The sequence below is a fragment of the Modicisalibacter luteus DSM 23508 genome (genome assembly GCF_000378505.1).
GTDB classification, from domain to species: domain Bacteria; phylum Pseudomonadota; class Gammaproteobacteria; order Pseudomonadales; family Halomonadaceae; genus Modicisalibacter; species Modicisalibacter luteus.
On sequence record NZ_KB899989.1, the window covers coordinates 529184 to 554931 of the forward strand.

The following is a 25748-nucleotide window of genomic DNA, read 5'->3' on the forward strand; positions in this document are numbered from 1 at the left end:
TCGCTATCCGCGACCGGGCATGGCAATGCTATGCTGCGTGCGTTTCAGCTATCCAAGGAAGCGGAGTGAGCATGTCCACCACGCCAGGCAGACGCGTATGGATGTTGGCCTGGCCCATCATTCTTTCCAACATTACCGTACCACTGCTAGGCCTGGTGGATACCGCCGTGGTCGGCCACCTGCCCGAGTCGAAATATCTGGCCGGAGTTACCCTGGGGGCCACGCTGTTCAGCTTCCTGTACTGGGGCTTCGGTTTCCTGCGCATGGGCACCACTGGCCTGACCTCGCAGGCCGCCGGCCGCGAGGACGATACTGCGGTACGCAACCTGCTCGGCCAGTCGCTGCTCATGGCCGGCATCATTGGCCTCTTGCTGATCGTTCTCTCGGAGCCGCTGATCGCCTTTGGGCTTTGGCTGCTCGACGGCAGTGACGAAGCCACGCGCCTTGCCGAGGAATACGCCCATATCCGCATCCTTTCGGCACCGGCCGTACTGGCAAACTATGCCATCCTCGGCTGGTTCCTGGGCCAGCAGAACAGTCGCGTGACGCTGGTCATCATGATCACCACCAACAGCGTCAATATTGCGCTCGACTTGTGGTTCGTGGTGGGCCTGGGCATGACCAGCGATGGTGTGGCCTGGGCCACGGCGATTGCCGACTATACCGCCTTGGTGCTCGGCCTGTGGCTGGTAAAACGTCAGCTTGGCTCACTACAGGGGCGCTTTTTGCGCGACCGCCTGCTGAGGCTGGTGGCCTACCGAGAGCTGCTCCAGGTCAATGGGCATTTGTTCGTACGTACGCTGGGCCTGCTGTTCGCCATGGCGTTCTTTACTTCCCAGGGGGCCAGCCAAGGCGATGTCATACTGGCCGCCAATGCGGTGCTGCTTCAGTTCGTGATGTTGACGTCCTATGGCCTGGACGGTTTCGCCCACGCCGCAGAGGCCCTGAGCGGACGCGCCATCGGCAGCCGCGACTGGCCGGCATTCACTGCCTTCGTGCGCGCTGCCACGCGTTTTTCGCTGATCACGGCCGGCACGGCCATGTTGGGCTTCGCGATTGCCGGTGAATGGCTGATCTCGCTGCTGACCGACTTGGAGACGGTACGTGCCGCCGCGGCGGAATATCTTCCATGGATGGTACTGATGCCGGCCCTGGCGGTATGGAGCTATCTGCTCGATGGGGTCTTCATTGGCGCCACCGCCACCCGTGAGATGCGTAACAGTATCTTTGTCGGCCTGGCCGTCTACCTGCCGGCCTGGTGGTTGACGCAGAACATCGGGGCGGGGCTGGGCAACCATGGTCTGTGGCTGGCCTTCACCCTGTTCACCCTGGTGCGCTCGGCTACGCTTGGCGCCTATTACCGCCACTATCGTCACCGTTACTGGAACGCCTCAGCGGTCCCCGACTAGTTTCACGATACGACCAGAGTGGCACAGGCAAGGTCCGGCTTTTACGCTACGTTACTCAAGCATACGTCCCGTCGAGAACCGCCATGCTCAAGTTCCTGTCACGCCCCGCTGTCAAGCTGGTCGAACGCTACTTGCCTGATCCCTATGTCTTCGTCCTGCTGTTGACGCTGGTCGCCGCCGCCGCCGCCATCGGCGTGGAGCGCCAGACACCCCTGAGCGTATTGCGTTACTGGGGTGATGGCTTCTGGAACCTGCTGACATTCTCGATGCAGATGCTGCTGGTACTGGTCACTGGCTTCATGCTGGCCAGTTCGCCACCGGTCAGGCGCCTGCTCGCCAAGCTTGCGTCGCAGGCCGATAACGCGGCCAAGGCTATTGTCCTGGTCAGTGTGGTATCGCTGGCTGCCAGTTGGATCAACTGGGGGTTCGGGCTGGTGGTAGGTGCCCTGTTCGCCAAGGAACTTGCCCGCCAAGTCCGTGTTGACTATCGGCTGCTGATCGCCAGCGCCTATTCCGGCTTCATCGTCTGGCATGGCGGCCTGGCCGGTTCGATCCCGCTGGTCATTGCCACCGAGGGCCACTTTGCGTCTGATCGCATCGGTGTGATCCCCACCACCGAGACGATCTTCTCGTTGTTCAACCTGGCCATTGTGGCCGTACTGTTCATCGTGGTGCCACTGGTGAACCGATGGATGCTGCCCGACGAGAGCGAGAGCGTATTCGTCGAGCGCCACATGCTGGATGACGCCACACCGCGCCGTCAGTTGCCGATGCGCCCGGCCGAGCATCTGGAGAACAGCGTGGCGCTTTCCTGGCTGGTAGGGATTCCCGGCCTGGTGTTCCTGCTCGATCATTTTTTGCTGCGCGGCGGCGGGCTCAACCTGAACATCGTCAACTTTCTGTTCCTGTTTCTGGCCCTGGTGCTGCATCGCACCCCCCGACAACTCCTGGACAGCCTCTACGAAGCCGTCAAAGGCGGCGCGGGCATCGTCATCCAGTTTCCCTTTTACGCCGGTATCATGGCGATCATGGTGGAGTCGGGCCTGGCCGAGACGTTGTCAGAAGGTTTTGTCTCGATTGCCGATGCCGACAGCCTGCCATTCTGGTCTTTCATAAGTGCCGGCGTTCTCAATCTGTTCGTGCCATCGGGCGGTGGTCAGTGGGCCGTGCAGGCACCGGTCATGCTGCCGGCCGCGGAAGCGCTCGGCGCCAGCGTTCCCAAGATCGCCATGGCCGTGGCGTGGGGGGACGCCTGGACCAACCTGCTGCAACCGTTCTGGGCCCTGCCGGTGCTGGCCATTGCCGGACTCAAGGCAAAGGACATCATGGGCTTCTGCCTGGTTCAGCTGGTCATCACCGGCGTGATCATCGCCCTAGGCCTGACTTTCCTGTAGAACAGGCCTATAGCACAAGTAGAGTGGGCGCCAGCAGGAATGTCGCCTGTCAGGTCTTGTCCGGGGTATATCCCGGCGGATCACTGGCGGGGAACGAGTCGGCACTGGCCTCGTCGACGATGGCATCGTTCTCTCCTACCGGCGGCGAGGTCAGAACCTGATTGCTACCTCCCGTCAATGTCAGGCGATCGTTGCCTTCCGCGTCCAGCTTGTCGTAGGCGATCCAGCGGAACGAGCCGTCTGGCGCCACGACACGGACGTACTTGTCGCCAAGCACATCCACCGTCCCGACCTTCTCGTTGCCAGAGGCCCATACCTCGGCACCTACGCGGTATGCTGTTTCCATGCTGTTCCTCCTCAGTCGAACCAATCCATTGTCTTGCAGTACAGCACATTTCTCGGTCGGCATACCAAGCCGCCCGGTGGAATTCGCAGGCTCACGCAATACCCTGCGAAACATGGTAAACCTAGACGAAATAATCAACCTGACGGAAATCGACCATGACGCCCGATGACCTTCCCCGCCAGCACGAGCTATCCATGACCGTGCTGATGACTCCCGACATGGCCAACTTCAGCGGCAAGGTGCATGGCGGTGCGATCCTCAAGAAACTCGATGAGGTCGCCTATGCTTGTGCCAGCCGCTATTCCGGCAGTTACGTGGTGACTCTGTCGGTGGATCAGGTGCTGTTCAAGCAACCCATCCATGTAGGAGAACTGGTGACGTTTCTGGCTTCCGTCAACCATGTCGGCAGCTCATCCATGGAAATTGGCATCAAGGTAGTGGCCGAATCCATCCAGGAAAAGGTAATTCGACATACCAATAGCTGTTATCTCACCATGGTTGCCGTTGACGAGAACGGTCGCCCCGCCAAGGTGCCCCCCTTGGTGTTGAAAACCCCTCTGCAAAAGCTGCGCTTCGAGAAGGCAGCACTGCGCAAGAAGCTACGCAAGGAAGCCGAAGAGGAAGCACGGCGCACCCATGAGAATCACTACGCTGAACAGCCTGATGGCTAGCGGATCGACTGAGCCGGCAACCGCTGCAAGTAGCGACAAGGAGGTCGAATGACAACGCCGACACCACATCGTGGCCTGCGCCCCGGCAATGAGCGCGTGCACCTGATCTGGGACCTGATGATCGTGGTGCTGGTCATCATTAATCTATCACTGCTGGTCATCGACAGCCTGTTCTTGATCCCCGCCCTGAATAACGCGTTCGAGGCCGTCTCTCCGCAGGCTTACCGCGCCTATAACGAGACGATTCATGAAAACTTCTTCACCATCGACCTGGTGTTCGTGGCGATCTTCCTGCTCGATGTCCTGCTCGGTTGGGCAGCGGCTATCGCCGAGCGACGTTACCCGCGCTGGTACTACTACCCCTTCATGCACTGGTACGACGTACTCGGCTGTATCCCGCTGACCGGGCTGCGCTGGCTACGCGTCCTGCGTGTCTTTTCGCTGATCTATCGTCTGCAGCGATTACAACTCATCGATGTGCGCCGCTGGTCGCTTACCAAGAGCATCGCCAAGTACTACGACATCCTGCTCGAGGAAGTCTCGGATCGCGTAGCGATTCGCCTGATCGGCAGCGTGCAGGAAGAAGTCCGCAACAGCGATGTCTTTTCCCGGCGTATCGTTCAGGAAGTGATCGCACCACGCAAGCAGCAACTGGTCGATGAGATCACACAACGCCTGGAGGAGACGCTGAGCGAGACCTGCCAGCGCAATCATGCCCTGATTGCCCGCTACGTTAGCGCCCTGGTCGGCCGCACCATGCAGGACAGCCCAGAGATCAAGCGCCTACGCCGCTTGCCGTTCGGCGAGCAGGTCGCCACGGCCATGGATCAGACGCTCAGCGACATTGCCAATCGGTTGGTGCGTGAAGCCATCGTCGGCCTGAATTCTCCCGAGTTTACCCAGTTGATGCGCCAAGTGGCCGACAGCGGCTTCGATGCCTTGTTGATCACAGACACACGTACCGACCGTATTACCGAGCGCGTACTGGTCGACATCCTGGAACTGCTCAAGGAGCAGGTCGCCGTGAAGCAATGGCGTGACAAGTACGCCGAGCACAACATGACCCCACCACAATGAGGCATGCCCGGCCACTCACTGGCTCATGGCAAGCAGCGTGAACGGCGCCTCGCAGGCGTGGCGCTCGTCACGTTCGTCGATCGAGCCGAGCCCCAGATGACGGTCATTGTCGTAGGCGACGAACAGACGTGTCTCGTCGAGCACCGCCAGTCCCTCGGCCTTATGCTCGAACACCAGCACTTCGCCTTGCTCGTCACAGACCAACTGAGGTTCGCGCTCAGCGGCCAGATCCTGCAAGGAGACTACCCATAGATAGCCGCCAATCCGGGCGATGTCCTCATCCTCGGTCTCGAAGCTGGTGAGCAGGTAAAGGCTGGCGTTGTAGGGGTCGTACTCCAGGCTGGACAGACCACACGTATGGTTCACCCCTGCGTGTGCGCTCGGGTCGAAGGCATACAGGCTACGCAGCTCGTCGATGAACTCCAGGTTGCCATCGCTCGTGATTCGGTAGTGGGCGCCGACCATGCGGCAGACGTAATCGAAGTCATCATGTGCATTGCCCTGCTCGCGCACACCGAACATCAAGAGCCCATCGCCGTGCTCGCCGGGAATCGCCGCCAGGCCCTCGATCTTGTAATAAGGGGTACCGATAGCTGCATCGAGCTTGGCGCGCAATTCCAGCGAACCTTCGACACCATCGCGCGGGTCGGGATCGACGACCTGGACACGCTCGGGCTCGCCGAGTGGCCAGATCAGCAGGTGATTGTAGGCGTTGAGGTCATGGCTGGCATCGTCGATGCGATCGAAACCGGTAGTGGCCAGGATGTGCTTGCCATCGGCCGTCAGCGCAAAATCCTCATACTTGGTGGCACGGACAATAGTCTCCGCCGTGAAGTAAGTCAGGGTTGTATCGTCCGGGATGCCCCCCTCATCGATGTCGACAGCAAAAACCGGAGAACGGCCCGGCACCGGCTTGTCGCTGGCCAGGATCAGCCGGCTTCCGTCATAAACCACTGCAGACACTTCGGCATTGACCAACCGGTCGCGCTCATCGCGCAGGCCGGCGGGGAAACAGTGCACGGTGCCGTGAGACAGTACCTTGGCTCGAATCATGTCGCCTCCTGATCGATCGGTGTACTATGACGCTGCGCCGCACAGGCACCAAATGCAAGTCATAGCGTGCGCCATGGGCTGGCCGGCGGTGCCTGGAGCAGCGATACCAGCGTATCGAGCGCGTGGGTCAGTGCATCACGGTTGACCGCGGCGCTGACGCAGAGCCTGACCGCCTGGGGGGCCGGCTCACTGCCGACACAGAACGGCTCGGCGCTGGTTACCCGCACCTGGCGCTGTTCGAGCTGCTGGATCAGGGCTGCCGCACGTATCCCGGGCGGCAACGGTAACCAGAGATGAAAGCCATGGGGCCGCCCGCGTGCACCGTAGCTGGCCAAGTACCGCTGGGCCAGCGCCTGGCGCGCGGCGATCTCGCCCAACTGCCAGTCCAGCAGGCGCTCGGCCGCCCCACTGTCGATCCAGCGACAGACGATCTCGGCCATCAGCGGAGGCACCATCCAGCTCTGGGCGCGCTGCAAGGTTCCCAACCTCTCGGCCAGTATCGGCGGCACCCGCAGCGTACCGACACGCAGCCCGCCGGCCATGACCTTGGAAGTACTGAATAGATAAAGGGTGCGCTCCGGCGCCAACTGGTACAACGGTGTCCCCCGTTCTTCGGCGGGCAGATACTGCACGCCATCCTCGACGATCCAGAAGTCGTGCTCACGCGCCAGTGCAACCAATGCATGCCGACGTGCCTCGGACAGGAAGGCGCCGGTGGGGTTGTTGATATCCGGGGTGATGTAAACCAGACGTGGCGCCTGCTGGGCACACAGCCGAGCCAGGGCGTCGATGTTCATGCCCCCCTCGTCCAATGGCACGCGCAGCGGCTTGAGGTGCAGTTGCTGGGCCGCCGCGATCATCCCCGGGTAAGTGAGGGCGCTGGCCGCGACACGCTCACCGGGCTGGGCCAGGGCCTGCAGAGCCAGGGTGATGCCATGCTGGCCGCCCAGGGTGATCATGAGTTCCTCGGCGTCGACGGGGAGACCGAGCCGGGTCATCCAACGTGCCAGCATGTCCCGATGGCGAAACATCCCCTGTTCCGATTGGTAATCTACCGCCTGCATCAATGCCTGCGGGTCATGATGGATAGCCTCGAGGGCCTCGCCGAGCCCTCGCGGCCGGTCGGGGTGTGGCGGCGGCAGGCTGAGGCTGAGGTCGACGCATCCCGCATCGGCCTGCATGCCAGTCTGTCGGAACGTGGCGGTGGACTGACGCCCCCGCACATAGGTACCGCTCCCCACCCGGGCCTCGACCAGACCACGCCGCTCGGCCTCGGCATAAGCGCGTGTCACCGTACCTACAGTGACACTCAGCGCATCGGCCAGCCGACGTTGAGGCGGCAGCCGCATGCCCTCGTCGAGTTCACCGCTGGCGATCGCATCGCCAATAGCGTCGGCCAGCGCCCGGTAGCGGACTCCCGTGGCCGGTAATTGGGGCACCCAAATTGTCATGGTGACAATAATCCCGTTGACGCGTCATTTGTACCCATTATGCTCGGATATAGCGAGATGTTAAACGCAAATCATAAAATTGTATGGATACAAAATGGAAGGATTGGCATTCCTCGGGCCAGCCGCCCTGTACATGATCTCGATGACCATCACCCCTGGCCCCAATAACCTCATGCTTACGGCATCCGGAGCCAACTATGGCTATTGGCGAACCCTACCGCACATCCTCGGCATCATGGCTGGCTGCTTCGTGCTGTTTACAGCCATCGCCCTGGGCCTGGGCCTGCTGTTCGAACGCTATCCGATGTTCCAGGTCCTGCTGAAGATCCTCGGCAGCGTCTACCTGCTCTATCTGGCCTGGAAGATCGCCTCGGCACCGCCTCCCGATCTGGCCCTGCGCGGTACGGGCCGCCCACTGACGCTGTGGCAGGCGGCAATCTTCCAGTTCGCCAACCCCAAGGCATGGGTCATGGGGTTGGCTCTGATGGCAGGGTTCCTGCCAACAGGCGGTAATGCTTGGCTGAATGCCCTGCTGCTGGCCGGCTTCGCAGAACTCATCGCCCTGCCTTGCATCTCGCTGTGGGCCGGCTTCGGCATGGCTATCGGGCATGTGCTGCATACCCCACGCAGCTGGCGCATCTTCAACGTCACCATGGGCGCCATGACGGCGGCCTGCGTAATATTCATCTTGGCATGAGGTGACCGGGCCATCTCAAGTCTTGGAAGGGAATGCCGATAATTAAGAATAATTATCTTAGAGATTCCTAATGATGGCCGATTCCCTTTGTCCGCCACCACTCAAGCACGTTTTGTTCGCTCGCCAGCCCATTTATGACCGTTATAAAGTCATGGCTGGCTGTGAGCTCCTGTTTCGTACCTGCCATACCGGTAACGCGCTGTCAGGCCCGTTCGATGGGGACGAGGCCACGCGCCAGGTTATGCTCAATGCCTTTACGGAAGACAATATTCATAGCGTATGCGAGGGCACCCCGGCGTACGTCAATTTCACGGCTAACACCCTCAAGGGTGATCTTCCATTCTCTCCCGGCGACTTGGTTATCGAAATTCTTGAGACCGTGACGCCCAGTCATGACGTCTTGCAAGCCGTACGCCGCTATCGTGAGCAGGGCTATCGTATCGCCCTCGACGACTACACTTACACGGAAGTGCAGCACCCCTTGCTGCCTTACGCCGACATCGTCAAGCTGGATTATCGCGCCTACTCCCGGGAAGGCTTTCTCGATATCGTCACCAGTTTGAAGCGCTCTTACCCCAAGCTGGTTCTGCTTGCCGAAAAGGTCGAAGACCATAACGAATTCGAACACTGCCTACTGGCGGGTTGCGACCTGTTTCAAGGTTACTTTCTCGCCAGGCCTGCCATCGTCGAGGGCCGGCGCATGCCGCAGAACCGGCTGCTGATCCTGCAATTGCTGGTCAAGCTCAACCAGCCGGATATCGAGACTGGCGAACTTGCCGAGTTGATACGCAAGGACCCCTTCCTGAGCCTGCGTCTGTTAAAGATCGCCAATAGTTCGCTATTCTACCGCCATCGGCATATCGACTCCGTGCATGCGGCGGTCAGCCTGCTAGGACAACGCCGCATCAGAAGCCTGGCCAGCCTGCTGGCACTGAGCAAGCTGGACGATAAACCTCATGCCCTGCAAAAGCTGGCCATGCAACGAGGCTACCTTTGCGAGGCCTTGGCGGAAAAGGTTCCGGGCGGCGCCATGGCAGGCTTCACGGTCGGGCTGTTTTCAATCTTGGACGCTTTCTTCGATCAGGCACTCACCCGTATCCTCGACGAGTTGCCGCTTCATGACAGTCTAAGGCAGGCCATCCTTGAGCGGCGCGGCCCCTTGGGCAAGGTTCTCGAAACCACCCTTCACCTTGAACGCGGCGAGCCGGAGCACATCGACTGGACGGGGCTCGTGGAGTACGGTATCTCGCCGGACACGCTTAACCTCGCCCAGCAGCACGCCATCGCCCAATCCAGCGCATCGCCCTAGCCACTACCCTCATCTCAGCCGCAGCTCAGCTCGCTGATTTTGCCTTGCTCATCAAGATGAATATTCAGCCGCTCGGGGCGGTAGTCCATAGTGTGGCCTTCGCCGGGCCGAATGACCCGCACCCGCTGTGCCCCGCTCTGGTTCGCGAGAATTTGCTCCAGGGCAGCACGGTAATCTTCGCCGAGGTAATCCTGAATCGCCGAGGCATCGCATTTGCTGTTTCCCGCCTGCATGGACGGCGGAGGTGGAGCCTCGTCGGGAGTGAGTGACGCGGTACAACCCGCCAAAAGCATGGCATAGGCCCCCGAAAGTGCGATCCGTTTCATGGCGTTCTCCTTGGTTGACTGACGGCGCATGGTGCGCCTGGGCGACTTACTGAAAGTAGAGCCTTACATGCAGAATACGCTAGGCTCTGGTTGTTACCGGGTGTCCTGGCCCGGACAGGGGCGCTACGCCACGTGACAGGAACCGTCGCATCGCAACCAGAGGATGAAAGCTTATGGGCAGGTTTGGCAACATATTCGGCATTGCGCTCGGCACGGTCCTGGCCGTGAGCCAAGCCATGGCCGCCGATCCGATTCGCGTGGCATCGAAGATCGATACCGAAGGTGCCCTGCTCGGCAACATGCTGATCGAATTGCTCCGTGATGCCGGCTACGAGGTCGAGGACAAGCTCCAGCTCGGCCCTACCAATATCGTGCGCACCGCGCTGCTCGAGGATCAGATCGACCTGTATCCCGAATACACCGGCAATGGCGCCTTCTTTACCGGCAATACTGACGACCCTGCCTGGAAGGACGCCCAGGCCGGCTACGAGAAGATCCGTCAATGGGATCGTGACAACAACGACTTGATCTGGTTGTCACCCGCCCCGGCCAACAACACCTGGGCCATTGCGGTGCGTAACGATGTGGCCGAAGAGAACAATCTGCAGACCATGGAGGACTTCGGCAAGTGGGTCAGCCAAGGCGGCGACGTCAAGCTTGCCGGCTCGGCGGAGTTCGTCGAGAGCGAGGCCGCCCTGCCCAGCTTCCAGCAGGCCTATGACTTCCAGCTCGATCAGGAACAGCTACTGGTTCTGTCCGGCGGGAATACCGCTGCAACCATCCGCGCCGCGGCCGAAGGCACCAGCGGCACTAACGCAGCCATGGTCTACGGCACCGACGGTGCCATCAAGCCGGCCGGCCTCAGGGTCATGGACGATACCCAAGGTGTGCAGATGGTCTACGAACCGGCCCCGGTGATCCGTCAGCAAACATTGCAGGCGAACCCCGGGATCGAAGGTCTGTTCGCACCGGTGTTCGAATCCCTCGACCGCGAGACTCTTCAGGAGCTCAACAGCCGTATCCAGGTGGAAGGACAGCCCGCCAGGCAGGTCGCGCAAGACTACCTGAAGGAACAGGGCTTTCTGGATTGACACTTCCAGCGTATCGCTCCCTGACGACAGGATCGATAGCGCATGGCGCATGATCGGGTACCTGGGGACGAGGAACGGCACACCGGCTCTCTCGTGACCAATCGGGTGCTGCTGACTCTGCTGGTGGCCGCGCTGCTGGGTGTCGTGCTGCTGCCATTCGCGTCGATGGCGCCCAACCGGCTCATGTCCGGCCAGGCCGTCGGCGTGACGGCCGCCATGCTGTCTTGGCAGTGGCTGGCACTGGCCGGGTTGGCCGGGATTCTGACGGCCTGCGCACTGTCCCGCCCCTTTCCCGCCCGGCTAGCCCGCTGGTTGACCCTCACTGCTGCCCCCCTGTGGCTGCTCCTGGCGCTCTACGGCTTGGGAGATTACGCCAGTCGCGCCCTGCAGGACGCTTCACCGGCCGCCCGCGTCTCGCAGGGGGCTGCATTCTGGATTCTGGTCTTCTGCCCGATCCTGATGATCATCGACGCCTTCCAGCGACTGGGTAGCAGTCTCGCCGTGCGCGGCCTGTATTCGGTCGTTCTGGTGGTCTTGGTGGGCGCGATGTTCGCTGGCGATACCTTCGATGCGTTGTCGATCATGCGTGAGTACGCCAATAACAAGGGCACTTTCACCGCGGAGTTTCTGGCCCATCTACGCCTGGTCGGATTGGCGCTGGGGCCGGCCCTGCTAATGGGCCTGCCACTGGGCCTGCTGGCCCGCCGACACCCTACGGCACGCGGCCCGTTGTTCGGTGCGCTCAACTTCTTTCAAACCATCCCGTCGATTGCTCTCTTCGCGCTGCTGGTAGCACCACTTTCGGCACTCGGCGAGGCACTGCCCTGGTTGAAGGCGATAGGTGTCGGTGGGATAGGCGCTGCTCCGGCGGTCATTGCGCTGATCATGTATTCCCTGCTCCCCGTGGTACGCAACACCTATGCCGGTTTCGCCGGGGTGCCGGCCACCACCATAGAGGCAGCACGTGGCATGGGCATGACCTCACGCCAGATCCTGTGGAAGATCGAGGTGCCATTGGCACTACCAGTCATCCTGTCGGGATTGCGCATCGTCACCGTTCAGGCCATCGGCCTGACCGTGGTCGCCGCGCTGATCGGGGCCGGTGGCCTGGGCGCCTTCATCTTCCAGGGCTTGGGCCAGTACGCGATCGACCTGGTACTGCTGGGTGCCGTACCGACCATCGCCCTGGCCGTGGTCGCCGATTTCCTGTTGCAGATCCTGGTTGCGCTGAGTAAGCCGGCAGGCATGCGATGACTTCATTTCTTATCAGACCAGGGCGGAGCCCATGATCGAACTCCAGGGCCTGACCAAGATCTACGGCGACAAGACGGTGGTCGACGACGTCTCACTACGTGTCGATAGTGGCGAATTTGGTGTACTGATCGGCCCATCGGGCTGCGGCAAATCGACCACGTTGCGCATGATCAACCGCCTGATCCCAGCCTCGCGCGGACGCATCCTGCTTGGCGAGGATGACATAACTCGCCTGCCCGTCGAGCAGCTACGGCGACGCATCGGTTACGCCATCCAGTCGATCGGACTGTTTCCGCACTGGAGCGTGGCCAAAAACATCGCTGTCGTACCCGGGCTCCTCAAGTGGCCGAAATCGCGCATTGATGAACGTGTCGATGAGCTGATGGGGCTCTTCCACCTGGATGCTGGCGAGCTGCGTGACAAGTACCCGCACCAACTCTCCGGTGGGCAAGCCCAGCGTGTCGGTGTGGCCCGCGCCCTGGCTGCCGATCCCGAAGTCCTGCTCATGGACGAGCCGTTCGGTGCCGTCGACCCGCTCACACGAGAGGTATTACAGGACGAGCTGCTGCGCGTTCATCGGCATACGCGCAAAACCATCATTTTCGTTACCCATGACATGGACGAGGCGCTCAAGCTGGCCTCACGCATTGCCCTGCTCAATGCCGGCCGGCTGGTGCAGTACGATCGCCCCATCGAGCTGTTGACTCGCCCCGCCAATGATTTCGTGCGTAGTTTCATCGGCAAGGCCGACCTTGGCCTCAAGCTGCTCTCAAGGCGGTGGGTACATCAGTATCAACAGCCTGCCACACTGCGGGGCGCCTCGGACGAAAGCGTTCGCATATCCGGCTATGCCTGGGAAGTCGATAAGGAGGGCCGGCCGGTCTGCCTGCATGGAGGGCGGCTGCATGCCGAGGATACGCAAGAGCGCACCGGGGTTACCCCCGAGTGGAGCGCGACACCCGACATGACCATGAAGGAGGCGCTGTCGCGCATGGTGTGGTTCCGGGTCATGGTGCTGCCGGTTCTCGATAGCGAGGGGCGACTGGTCGGCGAGGTCACCATGCACGGCGTGATGGGGCAGCAGCCATGCGCGTAGCCACGGTGAAACACCCGATACCTTTCCGCGACTGGCTACTAGTGGCCCTGAGTGTGCTGCTGGTGACCCTGACGCTGTTCATGGCCCGCCTGGAGCCGTTGTTCCAAGCGCTTTTTCCCGACGTAAGCAACCCGGTGTACCGTCGCGAAAGCTTTCTGCAGCTGACCTTGGACCATCTGTTGCTGGTGTTGGTGTCGTCGCTTATCTCGGTCAGCGTGGGGGTGGGTGCCGGGTTGTTCGTGACGCGACGAGGCGGGCGCGAATTCGAGCCCATGGTGTCATCGATGGCCGCCATCGGGCAAACCTTTCCACCTGCGGCGGTCCTTGCCATCGTGGTACCGCTGGCCGGCTTCGGCTTCGTGCCGACCGTCGTCGCCCTGACACTCTATGGTCTGCTGCCCGTGATTCAGAACACCATCGCCGGGCTGAATACCGTACCACCGGCGACACTTGAGGCGGCACGCGGCATCGGCATGACCCAAGGCCAGATCCTGCGTCGTGTGGAGCTGCCCATTGCCATGCGGGTGATCATCGCCGGGGTGCGCGTCTCAGTGATCATCAATATCGGCACGGCGACCATTGGCGCTACGGTGGGCGCGCAAAGCCTGGGCACACCGATCATCGCCGGCCTGGTCGGCAACAACATCGCCTACGTGATACAGGGTGCATTATTGGTGGGCTTGCTGGCGATCGTCAGCGACCTGCTGTTCGAGCGCCTGGAACGGCGCTTTACCTTCGGGGCGTGAGATCCAACGAAAAACCCCTGGCGGGTGCGTAACACCCGCCAGGGGTTTAAAGAGAAACGTTAGGTTAGCTAGCTTCCTGAATTTCCTCGCCACCTCGTTCGATGTCTTCACCGGCACCTTCCATGGTATTACAACCGGTCAGGACCGTCGCAGCCATCAGCAGGGTAAAAGTCAGTGTCCAAATCTTCTTCATCATGTCCTCCTTAACGTGATTACCTTCCGATTCGGCAAAGCAGGCGGCAAGGCCACCTAACTTCAGCGTAACAGTTAACCGACCATTACGCACATTTTGCCCGTGGTTAGCGGTTGGCCGCCTCCTCGATCTCGGAGCCGACCTTTTCGACATCCCGGCCGAAGCCCTGCATGGTGTTGCACCCGGCCAGAGCCACCAGCGCCAGCAACACGGATACCCACACGACTCTTTTCATAATGTTTCCCTTGCTCGACCACTCAAAGCGTTGTTATCCCTCATGCACGCGCTCACGGCAAGAGGCAGACCCGGCCCTTGAGGGCTGACGGTTCGTTATTCAGAACAACAGCAGGCGCACCACGATCGCCACGATCACCGCCAAGGTCAGCCATTTCACCCAGACCGCACCGCGTGGGCCCAGGTTGACCCTGACGGCCAGCCAGGCACCCGACATGCTGCCCAGTGCCAGCAGCAGACCGTATCCCCAGCGCACCTGATCGTTGAGTACGAACATCGCCAGGGCCGGCAGTGTATACAGCAGAATGATAAAGACCTTGAATACGTTGACCTGGGCCAGGTCGATGCGCAGCAGACGGTAGAGCACGGCAATGAATAGTACACCGACGCCGACCTGGATAAACCCGCCATACAGCCCGATCACGAACATCGCCAGATAGACCGTCGGGGTGAGACGCTCGGGCGTCAGCGTGCGGGTATCCACACGGGGCTGGGGCAACAGCATCATGACCGAAGCCACGACCATGGCAGCCACTAGCACTGCCTCGAACAAGGCATCGGAGACCTGCAGGACCAGCCAGGCACCCATTAGCGAGCCGAGAACGGCGGGAACCGACAGGCGCAGACTGATGCCGATATCGCGCGCACCTGCCCGGAAGAAGCCACTGACCGCCGTCACGCTCTGCAGCACGATACTCACGCGATTGGTGCCGTTGGCAGCCTGGGGCGGCAGCCCCAGGAACATCAGCAAGGGCAAGGTCAACATTGAGCCGCCCGCCGACAAGACATTGATGAAGCCAGCCACCCCACCGATCGCCACCAGAGCCAGGGCTTCCAGCAGGCTCATCACCACTCCTTAGGGCCCGTCAGCTCGGCAGACGGGCATCGTTCACATGGGTTCGCTTACGCCAGGCGAGGGGTGGAACGCCCCTGCCGGCCGCTCCATAACAGGACGGCGAGGAAAATCGCCACTCCGGCCAGATCGATGGCCAGCATACCATGCGGCCACAGCATCAGAGCGCCGATCGGGAACATCAGCAAGCGCAGCCACCATGGCAGTTCGTGCTCCAGGTAGCCTTCCAGCCCGGCAATGATCGCATAGACACCGAACAGCGCGAACACGAACACGGTGAACATCTCAAGTGGCGTCCCGGTGATCAGCGGCGACCACACGAACAACAGCGGGATGATATAAAGGCCCTTGGCCAGCTTCCAGGCCGTGAAACCGGTACGCATCTGTGGGGTGCCGGCAATAGCCGCAGCGGCAAATGCAGTCAGGCACACCGGCGGCGTGACGTTGGAGTCCTGAGATAGCCAGAAGATCACCATATGCGCGGCAACCAGCGACATGGTCAGGAACGCCGGCGACAACGCCTGCTCGTAGAGCTGGCTCGAGAAGGTATCCGGCACTTTGTCGAGCAGTGCCTTGGCCTCGGCCATGCTCATCGGGCTGGACAGTGCCTGAATCTGATCCGGTGCAGCAATCATGAAGATAGCCCTGGCCTGCTCGGGCAGGTTGCCGGCGGCGATCAGGTCGAGCAGCTGGGCATGCGCCATCAGGTTGTAGAGTGCCGGCGCCGACAGCGTTCCCAGCACGATGTAGGATGCCGTGACCGGCAGCCCCATGCCGAGGATCAGCGAAGCGACGGCGATCAGGAAGATGGTAATCAGCAGGCTGCCCCCGGCCCAGTCGGTGATCATCAGCGAGAAGGTGTTGCCGATACCGGTGGTCGAGACCACGTTGACGATCAGGCCTACCGTGATCAACAGGATGGCAGTGGTGATCATGTTGCGGCTGCCTAGCACCAGCGCATCCAGGATGTCACGCGGCTTCATCGGATTCTTCGACAGCCACGACGACACGATCACCGAAACGATCGCGATACCGGCGGCATAGGTCGGCGTGAAACCGTAGATCAGCGCAGCGACCAGCACCACCAGTGGCAACAGGAAGTGCCAGCCGTTCTTGAGTACCTCACCGATCTTCGGCGCATTGGGATCGGCAAGATGTTGCGCATCGCTGCGCTTGGCCTCGATGCGCACGAACATTGCTACCGACAGGAAGTAAAGGAGAGCCGGCAGGGCCGCCACACCAATGATCGTCAGGTAGGAGACCTGGGTGTAGGAAGCCATGATGAACGCCCCGGCCCCCATGACCGGAGGCATAAGTTGGCCGCCGGTGGAGGCAGCTGCCTCGACGCCGGCAGCGAAGCGCGCCGGGAAGCCGGCCTTGCGCATCAGCGGAATGGTGATGACCCCGGTGGAAACCGTATTGGCGACGCTCGAGCCGGACACCGAGCCCATCAGCCCTGACGAGAACACCGCCACGAAGCCCGGGCCACCGACAAAACGACCGGCGGCGCAACGCGCCAGCTCGATGATGAAATCTCCGGCACCGGACTTGACCAGGAAGGCGCCGAAGAGAATGAACATGAACACGTAGGTCCAGGATATGCGGGCGATCGACCCCAGCATGCCCTCGCCCCCGATGTAACTACGGAACAGCACGGTTTCCCAACTCAGACCGGGAAAGTTGAACACGCCATTGACGTATTGGCCCCACCAGGCCACATAGGTCAGTGCGACGATACACAACACGGGAATGAACCAGCCGGTAGTGCGCCGAGCGAACTCAAGGATCAGGGCGACAGCGGCGATCGACACGATCCAGTCCGAGGTAACAAAGGTCACACCACGCGCGTAGAGGGCATCTTCGAACGCCATCAGGTAGATGACACAGCCTGCCGCTGCCAGGGCGAGGAGGATATCGACACCCAGCACCAAGCGCCGGGCACCGGCGCCCTGAGGTCGCGCCAATGGTACCGACAAGGCACACAGCACACCGAAGAAGCCAAAATGCATCGCGCTCGTCCATAGAGTGGAGAGCGTCGAAAACGTATTGAAATAGAGATGGGCGAGGGACACGACAATGGCGAAGCCAAACAGGAAACGCCCCAGCCAGGGATGCTGAAGACGTTCCTCAGCCTCGCTGGCACTCTCGTCGCGGACCTTTTCGATGTTCGGGTCGCTCACGGATCACTCCTCGGAAATCGGTAACGAGCCGACCGGTCATGAATGCCGGAAGGCTCGCTCGACCCGGCCCATGAGGGCCGGGCAAGTCAGGACAAGTTACTCGGCAGATACCGGCTGCAGGCGCTCGGGAATATCCAGCCCTTGCTCCTTGAAGTAGCGGGCCGCACCTTCATGCAGCGGCATCGGCAGGCCGGCGATGGCTTTCTCCAGCGCCATGGCCTTGGTGGCCGGATGAATGTTGTTGAGGAACGGGAGGTTCTCGTACATCGCCTTGGTCAGGGCATAGACGTGGTCTGCAGGCACATCGGCACGCACCGCCAGAATGTTGGGCTGAGCGATGGTGTTGATGACTTCGGTCTGGTTGGGATAGGTCTCGGCCGGGATCTCGTAGGCCGACCACAGGTCGAACTCGCTATTGACCTTCTTCACCTGTTCTTCGGTGAAGTCCAGCGTGGTGATATCGTCACCCATGTTGGCATAGGCCCGGGTTACCGCCGAAGCCGGAACGCCTGCAGGAATGTTCATGCCCTCGATGGTGCCGTTCTGCAGCGCATCGGCGCTCGGACCATAGCCGAGGTAGGCCAGGTCCATCTGTTCGGGGTCGATCCCCAACTGATTGAGGATGTAACGGCCAGAGCCCTCGGTACCGGAATTACGTGCCCCGATCGAGAATGGCTCACCGTACAGGTTGGTCATGTCCTCGATGGTGCCCGAATCGACAACGTCGTTGTCGACCACGAAGTGTTCGACGTTCTGCCATAGCATCGACACGCTACGCAGGTTCTTGTACGCCTTGGGAACCGGGCCCGTACCCTTCCAGGCATAGGCGCCATATAGGCCCTGCAAGATGCCGAACTGGGCCTGGTCCTCGTCCATCAGCTTGAGGTTTTCACCGGACCCGGCAGAGCTGATCGCCGACAGCGAAATGCCCGTACTCGGCTCGAGCTTGACCTTGACCAGCGTAGAGAGCGCAACACCGACCGGATAGTAGGTCCCGCCGGTCGTCGCGGTACCCATGATGTACTGGGCGCCCTGATCCTGGGCCATGGCTGAGGAGGCGGACAGGCCGAGTGCTGCAGCCGTGGCAAGGCCTAGTGTGGTCTTGAGAAACTGACGCTTGTGCATATTGTTCTCCTGAAAGAAGCTGGCGTTTATTGTCTGCGTCAGTCATATTGCAAGGGTCTTGCCAGGTTTCGAATCTCTCGATTTATCATAACGTTACAGGAAGCAAGGCAGCCAAACATCGACGTCATCGGCAATTTTACGCCGATAGCGTCGTCCAGCATCGGCAAAAAGTTGCCGATATGTCGACAGAGGATGTCCGAGGAGAGCGGCGATGAACGACTTCCAGCTCCATCCGCGCCTGGACGCGGACACACACCACCTTTCCGACCTGCCGCTGTGCCGAGTCTGCCTGATGGATGACGCCCGGTTTCCGTGGCTGATTCTGGTGCCCAGGCGTGCCGACATCAGCGAGGTCCATGAGTTGTCTGCGGACGACCAGACCCAGCTATGGCGTGAAGCCACTTCGCTCGCTCATGGCATGAAGGACGCCTTGGGCGGCGACAAGCTGAATATTGCCACCCTCGGCAACCAGGTCGCCCAACTTCACGTCCATGTCATCCTTCGTCGCCAGGATGACTCCGCCTGGCCGAACCCGGTCTGGGGCCATGGCGAGCGCCAACCCTACGATGCCGATGCCCTCGCCGAGATCCGCGACGAACTGCTGATGCTCGTCAATACCCTGCCCGATGGACCCAAGTGAGCTTCCCGCTGGCAAGCCAATAACGGTGGAATCCCTGGATAAATTTAGCGAGCGCTGTGAAGCACAAGGTGCCCGGAGCGCAAAAGGCGAGACATGACATGAGTTAGGCGAGCCTTTGAGCACCGCGTAACGCAGTGATTCATGCGCGCAGCCTTTTATCCTTGATTCCTAGAGGAAGGCCTCGCGGCGCAGCCCATACTTCTGCATCTTCTGGTTCAGCGTCCGCCTCGGTAACTCCAGCTCATCCAGAACCGCCTGGATATTGCCCCTATGGCGGACCAGGGCGGCGCGCAGCAAGGCAGACTCGAATGCAGCGACCTGCTCACTCAACGAGCCTTCGCTGTCACTTGTCGGCTCGGCCAGTTGCGGCACGTCCAGCCCCAGCGTAAAGCGTGTGGCAACATTGCGCAGCTCACGCAGGTTGCCGGGCCAGGCATGCTGGCCGAGTGCGGCAAGCAACTCGCTGTCAGGGTCGCGCGGCGGACGCTGGTGGACCTCGGCTGCCTGGCGGCAGAAGTGCATGAACAGCATGCCGATATCCTCGCGGCGCTCGCGCAGCGGCGGAATGGCAAGTTCGGCAATGGCCAGCCGGTAATAGAGATCCTCACGGAATTCGCCTTGCGCGGCCAGGGCCAGCAGGTCAACCTTGGTCGCAGCCACCACACGCAGATCGAGGCGGATTATCTCATTGCTGCCTAGCCGGGATATCTCGCCTTCCTGCAGGGCCCGTAGCAGCTTGACTTGCGCCGACAGCGGCATGGACTCGATCTCATCGAGGAACAGCGTGCCACCGCTGGCATGTTCCAGCTTGCCGATGCGGCTTTCCACCGCACCCGTGAACGCCCCCTTCTCGTGTCCGAACAGCTCGGATTCGATCAGGTCGGGGGCGATGGCACCGCAGTTGAGGGCCACGAACGGAGACTGTCGGGCCGTGCCGAAATCGTGCAGACACCGAGCGACCACTTCCTTGCCACTGCCAGTCTCGCCACGGATTACCACGTTGGCCCGCGTTGAAGCCAAGTTACCGATCTGGTCTCGCAAGCGCCGGATGCCGGACGATTCGCCCAACAAGCGCGCCGTCAGATCGCCCTGACGCAGCGCCTGGCGCAGACGATTGTTCTCGTGATGCAACAGGCGCCGTTCCAAGGCACGTCTCACCCGCTCTTCCAGTCGCTCGGGTTCGAAGGGCTTTTCGATGAAGTCCCACGCCCCCTCGCGCATGGCCTCGACCGCCATAGGCACATCACCATGGCCGGTAATCAACATGACCGGCAGGCCGGCATCGCACGCCTGCACCTGGCGCAGCAGTTCCAGCCCATCGAGACCGGGCATTTTCACGTCCGAAATCAGTACCCCACAATCGGCGCCGCTCATGAGCTCGGCCAGGGCCGCCTCGGCAGAATCGAAGGCCCTTACCGGCAAGTCGGACAGTTCCAGCCATTGCGTCAGCGATTCGCGTACGCCAGGGTCGTCATCGACCAGCCACACCGGCAGCTCGCTCATGTCTGTGTCTCCTCGCGGGTTGGCCGGACCCGGGCCTTGCCCTGTAGCCCAGGCAGCTCGACACGGAAACAGGCACCGCTGCCTTGCGATGCCGGACGATTGTCGGCATGAATGCGACCGCCGAGATCCTGAACGATACCGTAGGAAATGAACAGCCCCAGCCCCAGCCCGTCACCGACACGCTTGGTGGTGTAGAAAGGATCGAACAGGTGCTTGAGCGTCTGCGCATCGATACCTGGCCCGTTGTCGATAACCGTCAGCACCACCGTCTCGTCATGTACCGCGACACGGATTTCCAGACTGGGGGAAGCGACCTCGCGCAGGGCGTCCAGGGCATTGCGCAACAGATTGGTCAACAGTTGCTCCAGGCGAATATCATCGCCTGCCACCCAGACCGGACGCGCCTCTTCACTGGGCAGGTCGAGATGTAACGCGATGTTTTGACGGGAAAGGCGGTCACCGAGCAATTCGAGGACGAAGTCGAGTCGGGCCAGCAGGTCGACCGGTTCTCTTGCGCCGCCCTTACGGGCGAACAGCTTGAGCTGCCGAATCAGGGTGGCCAGGCGATCGGAAAGTGTCTGGATGCGCTGAAAATTGTCGGCGGCCGCCTCCTGACGGCCCCGTTCGAGCAGCCGGGCACCGCTGGCGGCATAGGTACGAATGCCCGCCAACGGCTGGTTGAGCTCATGCGCGATGCCTGCTGCCATGGTGCCCAGCGCCGCCAGTTTTCCTGCCTGGACCAGTTCGGCCTGGGCCGATTCCAGTTCGCGGGTACGCTCCGCCACCCGGGTTTCCAGACGTTCGTTGGCTTCGCGCATGATACTGGCCTCTCGCAGCCGCAGACGCAGGCGTTGCTGGCGTTCGCGTAGCCACAACCCGAGCAGTACCAGCGTCATCCACACGGCAATGCCAGCCAGCACCGCGTTGCGTGCACTGACGTACAAGGGGCGCACCGGCACCAGGTAGTGCATCGTCCATCCCAACGTGCCTTGCGGGTTGGCCTGGGTAAAGAAGCGTTCGCCGATCCCGGCCGAGCCGATCAACAGGGAGCCATCGGCCAGTCGATGGCCCAGCGGGGCCAATGGATTGCCAATGAACTGACGCTGGCTGCGGATGGTTGCCAACGCACCGCTGTCAAGCGACCCAAGGCGGCGGAATCGCCAGGCGGGCCGGCTGGACAGGATCACTATGCCATTGGCATCGGTCAGAAACACCTTCTCATCGGCCTGTCGCCAATCTTCCTGCAGCGATTCCAGCGATACCTTCACCGCCAACGCGCCGACGATGCGCCGGGCGTCGTCACTCGCATAGACAGGCGCCGATACAAAATAGCCGGGGCGGCCGGTGGTACTGCCCACCGCAAAGAATTCGCCTTGCCTGCCGCGCATGGCCTCGATGAAATAGGGGCGATAGTGATAGCGATGGCCGATGAAGTTCTGCGGGGAATCGTAATTGCTGGCCGCCAGCGTCTCGCCTCGAGTATCCATGAGATAGATCGCCTCAGCCCCCGAGCGCTCGGCAACACGAGCCAGGTGCACGTTGACTCGCTCTTCCAGTGAAGCACCGTCGCCCTCCAGGGCGTTGCGAACCAGAGGTTGCCGAGCCATCAGACCGGGCAAATAGGTAAAGCGCTGCAAAGCCCCCTCGAGGCTGCTCGAATAGAGGGCCAAGCGGCTTTCGGCATGGCTGAGAGCCTCACGGGTTTCGCTGGTCAGTTGCCAGTGCCACACCCACCACAGCGAGGCCACGATCAGGGCGGCCAATCCGCCCATCAGTCCCCGCTGTAAACCCCGGTGACATGCCTCCTTCACTGTACCGGCTCCAGGCGTGTGGCTATTTCTGTCAACAGCGGATCGAAGCGATGGGGCTCGATGGCGTCATTACCACGACGACCCGACAGAGCGACCCAGGTGCCGGTCGTCGCCTCACGTACTTTGTAATGAACCACATAGCCCGGCCGCGCGGCACGCACGGCATCGATGCGTCCCAACCCGACGTCGGCCAGGCGAATTACAAAGCCGCGCTCGACCAGCACATCCAACCCCACTTCGAGCGCCCGCTCGGTCGACGCCTCGACACGGACCTGGCGGTCGGGCAATGGCATTGAGGTTGTAGCGCAGGCCGTCAGCGCCAGCCCCAGCAGTAGTAGTATTGGCAAGCGTTTCATTGCAGTGGTCCTTCGACGAGCAGGCGAGACTCGATAGACGCGCTGAAGTCACGGCAGAAGTCGGGCCGATTCGCGGGACGCGCATCGACCAGATAGCCATCGGTGTCGATGACGCTGATATCGCGCGTTACGGTTACGGCATCCTCGTCGATTACCATCGACAAGCGCTCGACTTCGACCGGGTCGTCACCGAAGTGCATTCCATAACCGACCCCCACGCCGGAACGACTCCCGAAACTGCCCCACAGCGTGCTGACCCCGAACCAGGGGCGGCCTGCTGCCCTCAGGCCGGGCCGGCGCGTGCGCTGCTCGGCACTGACGACGCCAAGCGCTGCCTCGGTGTTGGTGATCTCGTAGTTGCGCGCCTCAAGCTCATCCACGGCGGCCCTCAGCCAACGATCGCGGCTGACGTTGTCGCTGCGCGTCCAGCGGCATTCCGCCGGTACGTCGGCAGCGTCTTGCAACAGCGGGTCCTGAGAGGACATGGACTGGCAGCCGCCAAGCAATACGACTCCCATCACGATCAGACTGCTTCGCAAGCTGGACATGGTTCACCTCACGCATGGTTGTTGCCTGACGGTTAGCGCCTGGCATGACTTGAGCGTAGTCACGCCCGGGCACACATAGGGAGAGCAATCGTTCATGTCGTCTCCCCCGGCACGTGCGTTGTCGTCGATCGTGGAGTGCGCGATAGTCAGAGATGACAACCATAACCCAGCGAGGAACGCATGAGGATCCTGATTGCCCCCGACAGCTACAAGGATGCCTTGCCAGCCCAGGCTGCTGCGGCCGCCATTGCCGCCGGCCTGCGCCGCGCCCTGCCCGAGGCGGAACTTGTCGAATGCCCCATGGGCGATGGTGGTGAGGGTACGCTGGACGCCCTGCTGGCCGCGACCGGGGCCGAACGCCGCGAGGCCCGGGTGCACGACGCCTTGGGCCGGGCCACACGCGCCAGCTGGGGCTGGCATGCTGCCTCACGCACCGCCTACGTGGAGCTGGCCGAGGCCAGCGGACTTCAGGCTCTGGCCTGTGGTGAACGCACCGCCCTGCACAGCACCACCCGCGGCGTCGGTGAGCTGATCCTTGCCGCGTTGGATGTCGGCGCCGAGCGTCTGCTACTGACCTTGGGCGGCAGCGCCACCAACGACGGCGGCGCCGGCATGCTCATGGCTCTGGGTGCTCGCCTGCTCGACGCCGAGGGTCGTCCGCTCCCGCCAGGCGGAGCGGCCTTGGCCGACTTGGACCGGCTCGACCTGTCGGGGCTGGATCCGCGCCTGGCCCAGTTGCAGGTGGAAACCGCCGTCGATGTCGATAATCCGCTGCTTGGGCCGCGCGGTGCCAGTGCAGTGTTCGGGCCACAGAAGGGAGCCAGCGAGGCAGATGTCGAACGCCTCGATGCAGCACTGGCCCATTTCGCGGACCGGGTCGCCGACACCTTGGGCGAAGATCATCGCGACCTGCCGGGCGCCGGCGCTGCCGGCGGCATGGGCTTTGCGGCATGTGCGTTCCTGAACGCTGAGCTGCGTCCGGGCATTGAGCTGGTCATGGACCAGGCGGGGTTCGACCGTCATCTGCATGGGGCGGCCCTGGTGATCACCGGTGAAGGCCAGCTCGACGGACAGAGCTTGGCAGGCAAGACGCCTATCGGCATTGCTCGCGCCGCCCGTCGGCATGGTGTCCCGGTTGTGGTCCTTGCCGGCCGACTGGGCCCCGGCTGGCAAGCCGCCTACGACGAGGGCGTCACCGCCGCCTTTGCGCTTGCCGACAGGTTGATGACGCTGGATGAAGCCCTGCCGCGCTGTGCTGAATTGCTCGCCGACCGCGCCGAGGGCGTCGCGCGGCTATTCGTGGCACCCCGGCGTGCTACGGAGGAAGCCCGGCAAGCCCGGTAAGACGGGATCCGGCGCGTCAGCGGAAAAGGCTCACTTGGCAGGTCAGATTTCGCTCCACATCCGCTGAAGGTTGGCCAGCGACTTTGTGACGAGGTCGAATTCGTGAGACTTGCCCTCGCGCTCGAATAATTGCCGGCGGGCCGTGTCGAGGTCAAAGAGAATCTCGCGGGCAGCGGGGTCACGAATCTGGCTCTGTACCCAGCCGATTGCCGCCAGGCGGCGGCCTCGGGTCACCGGCTCGACGCGATGCAATGTCGATGAGGGATAGAGAATCATCGCACCCGCCGGCAGCTTGTAGCGCTGCTCACCGGCACTGGTATCGGTGATCAGCTCGCCCCCGTCGTAGTCATCAGGCGACTCGAGAAACAACGTGAATGACAGGTCCGTACGCAGTGGATGATCGCCCCCCATGACCGGATCGTCGACATGGTTTCCGTAGTGCATTCCCTGCTGGTAACGGCTGAAACGCACCGGAGTCATGCGCGCCGGTCGCGCAGCCATCTGGAAGAGCGGATGGCGCCTTATCGCCTCGCCGACCTTGTCACGCCAGTCACGCACGCCGGACTGGCTGCCATCGGCCTGCTCGTTGCGCTTGACCTCGCGGGCGTGCCAACCCGCCGTCTTGCGCCCATCGACGAACAGCGCATCGCTGGACAGCTCGTGCTGAAGCGCTGTCAGCGTGTCGGCATCCAGTACATCGGCGATGCAGATAATCATCCGCAAGTCCTCCAATTCATTGCAATCTAACAATTAATGCAAATTACTCTCGCTTAGTTTACCTTAACGCCACTCGGAAAGATCCAGTCACATGTATTTACCTGCCTAGGAGCACACAATGACAGAACAGCGCCTAAAGCTTTGGGTCGGCATCGGCATGGCCTCCTTCCTGACCGCTACCGGCCAAGCGGCGTGGGCCGAAGAGCCAGCGACCGGCAAAACAGCCAGCGAGCAGCATGGCAACGTCCAGACACAGGCCGGCGGTGAAGGTGGCGAGCACCACGGCGGCGAAGGTAGCGAAAGCCACGGTGGCGAAGGTGGCGA

27 protein-coding genes are annotated in these 25748 nt (G+C 61.8%); 13 read left to right on the forward strand and 14 right to left on the reverse strand.

What is annotated here, in order from left to right; genetic code table 11:
• Positions 1-71 precede the first annotated feature (71 nt).
• On the forward strand, positions 72-1409 hold the full coding sequence (locus F568_RS0102450) for an MATE family efflux transporter (protein ID WP_019017110.1): 1338 nt from the start codon (positions 72-74) through the stop codon (positions 1407-1409).
• 83 nt (positions 1410-1492) lie between these two features.
• Positions 1493-2803 (forward strand): short-chain fatty acid transporter, encoded by a 1311-nt coding sequence (locus F568_RS0102455; RefSeq protein ID WP_019017111.1) that lies wholly within the window; start codon positions 1493-1495, stop codon positions 2801-2803.
• 49 nt (positions 2804-2852) lie between these two features.
• Here F568_RS0102455 and F568_RS0102460 read toward each other — a convergent pair whose 3' ends face one another.
• Entirely contained in the window at positions 2853-3149 is a 297-nt protein-coding gene (locus tag F568_RS0102460; protein ID WP_019017112.1) for a hypothetical protein, read from the reverse strand.
• Positions 3150-3304: 155 nt separating this feature from the next.
• Between F568_RS0102460 and F568_RS0102465 the strand changes: the two genes are divergently transcribed.
• On the forward strand, positions 3305-3820 hold the full coding sequence (locus tag F568_RS0102465; protein WP_019017113.1) for an acyl-CoA thioesterase: 516 nt from the start codon (positions 3305-3307) through the stop codon (positions 3818-3820).
• Between the two features lie 48 nt (positions 3821-3868).
• Complete coding sequence (locus tag F568_RS0102470; protein WP_019017114.1) at positions 3869-4897, forward strand: ion transporter; 1029 nt, start codon at positions 3869-3871, stop codon at positions 4895-4897.
• 15 nt (positions 4898-4912) lie between these two features.
• Here F568_RS0102470 and F568_RS0102475 read toward each other — a convergent pair whose 3' ends face one another.
• On the reverse strand, positions 4913-5950 hold the full coding sequence (locus F568_RS0102475) for a hypothetical protein (RefSeq protein ID WP_019017115.1): 1038 nt from the start codon (positions 5948-5950) through the stop codon (positions 4913-4915).
• A 59-nt stretch (positions 5951-6009) separates the two neighbouring features.
• Positions 6010-7401 (reverse strand): aminotransferase-like domain-containing protein, encoded by a 1392-nt coding sequence (locus F568_RS0102480; RefSeq protein WP_019017116.1) that lies wholly within the window; start codon positions 7399-7401, stop codon positions 6010-6012.
• Between the two features lie 94 nt (positions 7402-7495).
• Here F568_RS0102480 and F568_RS0102485 point away from each other — a divergent pair, with 94 nt between their 5' ends.
• Both F568_RS0102485 and F568_RS0102490 read left to right on the forward strand, forming a co-directional pair.
• Positions 7496-8098 (forward strand): LysE family translocator, encoded by a 603-nt coding sequence (locus F568_RS0102485; protein ID WP_019017117.1) that lies wholly within the window; start codon positions 7496-7498, stop codon positions 8096-8098.
• Positions 8099-8168: 70 nt separating this feature from the next.
• Positions 8169-9407 carry an EAL and HDOD domain-containing protein gene (locus F568_RS0102490; RefSeq protein ID WP_019017118.1) on the forward strand — a complete coding sequence of 413 codons (1239 nt, stop codon included), beginning with the start codon at positions 8169-8171 and terminating at the stop codon, positions 9405-9407.
• A 14-nt stretch (positions 9408-9421) separates the two neighbouring features.
• Here F568_RS0102490 and F568_RS0102495 read toward each other — a convergent pair whose 3' ends face one another.
• Positions 9422-9733 carry an I78 family peptidase inhibitor gene (locus F568_RS0102495; RefSeq protein WP_019017119.1) on the reverse strand — a complete coding sequence of 104 codons (312 nt, stop codon included), beginning with the start codon at positions 9731-9733 and terminating at the stop codon, positions 9422-9424.
• A gap of 173 nt (positions 9734-9906) precedes the next feature.
• Between F568_RS0102495 and osmF the strand changes: the two genes are divergently transcribed.
• Genes osmF through F568_RS0102515 form a run of 4 tightly spaced genes read left to right on the forward strand, consistent with a single transcriptional unit; the run spans position 9907 to position 13920 of the window.
• Positions 9907-10824, forward strand: coding sequence for a glycine betaine ABC transporter substrate-binding protein OsmF (gene osmF, locus F568_RS0102500; RefSeq protein ID WP_019017120.1), 918 nt, complete (start codon positions 9907-9909; stop codon positions 10822-10824).
• Between the two features lie 42 nt (positions 10825-10866).
• Positions 10867-12078: an ABC transporter permease gene (locus tag F568_RS0102505; RefSeq protein WP_019017121.1), complete on the forward strand. Its 1212-nt coding sequence runs from the start codon at positions 10867-10869 to the stop codon at positions 12076-12078.
• A gap of 31 nt (positions 12079-12109) precedes the next feature.
• Entirely contained in the window at positions 12110-13174 is a 1065-nt protein-coding gene (locus tag F568_RS0102510) for an ABC transporter ATP-binding protein (protein ID WP_019017122.1), read from the forward strand.
• A complete protein-coding gene (locus F568_RS0102515) occupies positions 13165-13920 on the forward strand; it encodes an ABC transporter permease (protein ID WP_019017123.1) in 756 nt (251 codons plus the stop codon). Before F568_RS0102510 ends, F568_RS0102515 begins: the two co-directional genes overlap by 10 nt.
• Positions 13921-13984: 64 nt before the next feature.
• Here the strand turns inward: F568_RS0102515 and F568_RS0102520 are convergent, their stop codons facing one another.
• The 5 genes from F568_RS0102520 to F568_RS0102540 all read right to left on the reverse strand — a co-directional run bounded on the left by F568_RS0102520 (position 13985) and on the right by F568_RS0102540 (position 18505).
• Positions 13985-14113 (reverse strand): entericidin A/B family lipoprotein, encoded by a 129-nt coding sequence (locus F568_RS0102520; protein WP_019017124.1) that lies wholly within the window; start codon positions 14111-14113, stop codon positions 13985-13987.
• A 106-nt stretch (positions 14114-14219) separates the two neighbouring features.
• On the reverse strand, positions 14220-14348 hold the full coding sequence (locus F568_RS0102525) for an entericidin A/B family lipoprotein (protein ID WP_019017125.1): 129 nt from the start codon (positions 14346-14348) through the stop codon (positions 14220-14222).
• Between the two features lie 99 nt (positions 14349-14447).
• Positions 14448-15194: a sulfite exporter TauE/SafE family protein gene (locus tag F568_RS0102530; RefSeq protein ID WP_019017126.1), complete on the reverse strand. Its 747-nt coding sequence runs from the start codon at positions 15192-15194 to the stop codon at positions 14448-14450.
• A 56-nt stretch (positions 15195-15250) separates the two neighbouring features.
• On the reverse strand, positions 15251-17380 hold the full coding sequence (locus F568_RS0102535) for a TRAP transporter permease (RefSeq protein WP_019017127.1): 2130 nt from the start codon (positions 17378-17380) through the stop codon (positions 15251-15253).
• Positions 17381-17476: 96 nt separating this feature from the next.
• Positions 17477-18505 carry a TAXI family TRAP transporter solute-binding subunit gene (locus F568_RS0102540; protein ID WP_019017128.1) on the reverse strand — a complete coding sequence of 343 codons (1029 nt, stop codon included), beginning with the start codon at positions 18503-18505 and terminating at the stop codon, positions 17477-17479.
• 211 nt (positions 18506-18716) lie between these two features.
• Here F568_RS0102540 and F568_RS0102545 point away from each other — a divergent pair, with 211 nt between their 5' ends.
• Positions 18717-19145 carry an HIT domain-containing protein gene (locus tag F568_RS0102545; RefSeq protein ID WP_019017129.1) on the forward strand — a complete coding sequence of 143 codons (429 nt, stop codon included), beginning with the start codon at positions 18717-18719 and terminating at the stop codon, positions 19143-19145.
• Between the two features lie 168 nt (positions 19146-19313).
• On the opposite strand, the gene F568_RS0102550 is transcribed toward F568_RS0102545, so the two are convergent.
• From F568_RS0102550 to F568_RS0102565, 4 genes are read right to left on the reverse strand one after another with little or no spacing between them, the layout of a single operon-like run.
• Positions 19314-20648 carry a sigma-54-dependent transcriptional regulator gene (locus F568_RS0102550; RefSeq protein WP_019017130.1) on the reverse strand — a complete coding sequence of 445 codons (1335 nt, stop codon included), beginning with the start codon at positions 20646-20648 and terminating at the stop codon, positions 19314-19316.
• Positions 20645-22459 carry a sensor histidine kinase gene (locus F568_RS0102555; protein WP_229804217.1) on the reverse strand — a complete coding sequence of 605 codons (1815 nt, stop codon included), beginning with the start codon at positions 22457-22459 and terminating at the stop codon, positions 20645-20647. Before F568_RS0102555 ends, F568_RS0102550 begins: the two co-directional genes overlap by 4 nt.
• Positions 22456-22815 carry a hypothetical protein gene (locus F568_RS0102560; protein WP_019017132.1) on the reverse strand — a complete coding sequence of 120 codons (360 nt, stop codon included), beginning with the start codon at positions 22813-22815 and terminating at the stop codon, positions 22456-22458. Before F568_RS0102560 ends, F568_RS0102555 begins: the two co-directional genes overlap by 4 nt.
• On the reverse strand, positions 22812-23363 hold the full coding sequence (locus F568_RS0102565) for a hypothetical protein (RefSeq protein WP_019017133.1): 552 nt from the start codon (positions 23361-23363) through the stop codon (positions 22812-22814). The genes F568_RS0102560 and F568_RS0102565 overlap by 4 nt, the downstream gene beginning before the upstream one ends.
• Before the next feature lie 180 nt (positions 23364-23543).
• Between F568_RS0102565 and F568_RS0102570 the strand changes: the two genes are divergently transcribed.
• A complete protein-coding gene (locus F568_RS0102570) occupies positions 23544-24707 on the forward strand; it encodes a glycerate kinase (protein WP_019017134.1) in 1164 nt (387 codons plus the stop codon).
• Between the two features lie 42 nt (positions 24708-24749).
• Here the strand turns inward: F568_RS0102570 and F568_RS0102575 are convergent, their stop codons facing one another.
• A complete protein-coding gene (locus tag F568_RS0102575; protein ID WP_019017135.1) occupies positions 24750-25424 on the reverse strand; it encodes a Fe2+-dependent dioxygenase in 675 nt (224 codons plus the stop codon).
• A gap of 118 nt (positions 25425-25542) precedes the next feature.
• Here F568_RS0102575 and F568_RS25220 point away from each other — a divergent pair.
• A partial coding sequence (locus tag F568_RS25220) for a hypothetical protein (RefSeq protein ID WP_040475733.1) occupies positions 25543-25748 on the forward strand: 206 nt, incomplete at its 3' end.

What these genes read in the sequence shown, in the direction of transcription:
- F568_RS0102450 (WP_019017110.1), top strand. Translation starts at nt 72, where the DNA reads ATGTCCACCACGCCAGGCAGACGCGTATGGATGTTGGCCTGGCCCATC.
- F568_RS0102455 (WP_019017111.1), top strand. Translation starts at nt 1,493, where the DNA reads ATGCTCAAGTTCCTGTCACGCCCCGCTGTCAAGCTGGTCGAACGCTAC.
- F568_RS0102460 (WP_019017112.1), bottom strand. Translation starts at nt 3,149, where the DNA reads ATGGAAACAGCATACCGCGTAGGTGCCGAGGTATGGGCCTCTGGCAAC.
- F568_RS0102465 (WP_019017113.1), top strand. Translation starts at nt 3,305, where the DNA reads ATGACGCCCGATGACCTTCCCCGCCAGCACGAGCTATCCATGACCGTG.
- F568_RS0102470 (WP_019017114.1), top strand. Translation starts at nt 3,869, where the DNA reads ATGACAACGCCGACACCACATCGTGGCCTGCGCCCCGGCAATGAGCGC.
- F568_RS0102475 (WP_019017115.1), bottom strand. Translation starts at nt 5,950, where the DNA reads ATGATTCGAGCCAAGGTACTGTCTCACGGCACCGTGCACTGTTTCCCC.
- F568_RS0102480 (WP_019017116.1), bottom strand. Translation starts at nt 7,401, where the DNA reads ATGACAATTTGGGTGCCCCAATTACCGGCCACGGGAGTCCGCTACCGG.
- F568_RS0102485 (WP_019017117.1), top strand. Translation starts at nt 7,496, where the DNA reads ATGGAAGGATTGGCATTCCTCGGGCCAGCCGCCCTGTACATGATCTCG.
- F568_RS0102490 (WP_019017118.1), top strand. Translation starts at nt 8,169, where the DNA reads ATGATGGCCGATTCCCTTTGTCCGCCACCACTCAAGCACGTTTTGTTC.
- F568_RS0102495 (WP_019017119.1), bottom strand. Translation starts at nt 9,733, where the DNA reads ATGAAACGGATCGCACTTTCGGGGGCCTATGCCATGCTTTTGGCGGGT.
- osmF (WP_019017120.1), top strand. Translation starts at nt 9,907, where the DNA reads ATGGGCAGGTTTGGCAACATATTCGGCATTGCGCTCGGCACGGTCCTG.
- F568_RS0102505 (WP_019017121.1), top strand. Translation starts at nt 10,867, where the DNA reads ATGGCGCATGATCGGGTACCTGGGGACGAGGAACGGCACACCGGCTCT.
- F568_RS0102510 (WP_019017122.1), top strand. Translation starts at nt 12,110, where the DNA reads ATGATCGAACTCCAGGGCCTGACCAAGATCTACGGCGACAAGACGGTG.
- F568_RS0102515 (WP_019017123.1), top strand. Translation starts at nt 13,165, where the DNA reads ATGCGCGTAGCCACGGTGAAACACCCGATACCTTTCCGCGACTGGCTA.
- F568_RS0102520 (WP_019017124.1), bottom strand. Translation starts at nt 14,113, where the DNA reads ATGAAGAAGATTTGGACACTGACTTTTACCCTGCTGATGGCTGCGACG.
- F568_RS0102525 (WP_019017125.1), bottom strand. Translation starts at nt 14,348, where the DNA reads ATGAAAAGAGTCGTGTGGGTATCCGTGTTGCTGGCGCTGGTGGCTCTG.
- F568_RS0102530 (WP_019017126.1), bottom strand. Translation starts at nt 15,194, where the DNA reads ATGAGCCTGCTGGAAGCCCTGGCTCTGGTGGCGATCGGTGGGGTGGCT.
- F568_RS0102540 (WP_019017128.1), bottom strand. Translation starts at nt 18,505, where the DNA reads ATGCACAAGCGTCAGTTTCTCAAGACCACACTAGGCCTTGCCACGGCT.
- F568_RS0102545 (WP_019017129.1), top strand. Translation starts at nt 18,717, where the DNA reads ATGAACGACTTCCAGCTCCATCCGCGCCTGGACGCGGACACACACCAC.
- F568_RS0102550 (WP_019017130.1), bottom strand. Translation starts at nt 20,648, where the DNA reads ATGAGCGAGCTGCCGGTGTGGCTGGTCGATGACGACCCTGGCGTACGC.
- F568_RS0102560 (WP_019017132.1), bottom strand. Translation starts at nt 22,815, where the DNA reads ATGAAACGCTTGCCAATACTACTACTGCTGGGGCTGGCGCTGACGGCC.
- F568_RS0102565 (WP_019017133.1), bottom strand. Translation starts at nt 23,363, where the DNA reads ATGTCCAGCTTGCGAAGCAGTCTGATCGTGATGGGAGTCGTATTGCTT.
- F568_RS0102570 (WP_019017134.1), top strand. Translation starts at nt 23,544, where the DNA reads ATGAGGATCCTGATTGCCCCCGACAGCTACAAGGATGCCTTGCCAGCC.
- F568_RS0102575 (WP_019017135.1), bottom strand. Translation starts at nt 25,424, where the DNA reads ATGATTATCTGCATCGCCGATGTACTGGATGCCGACACGCTGACAGCG.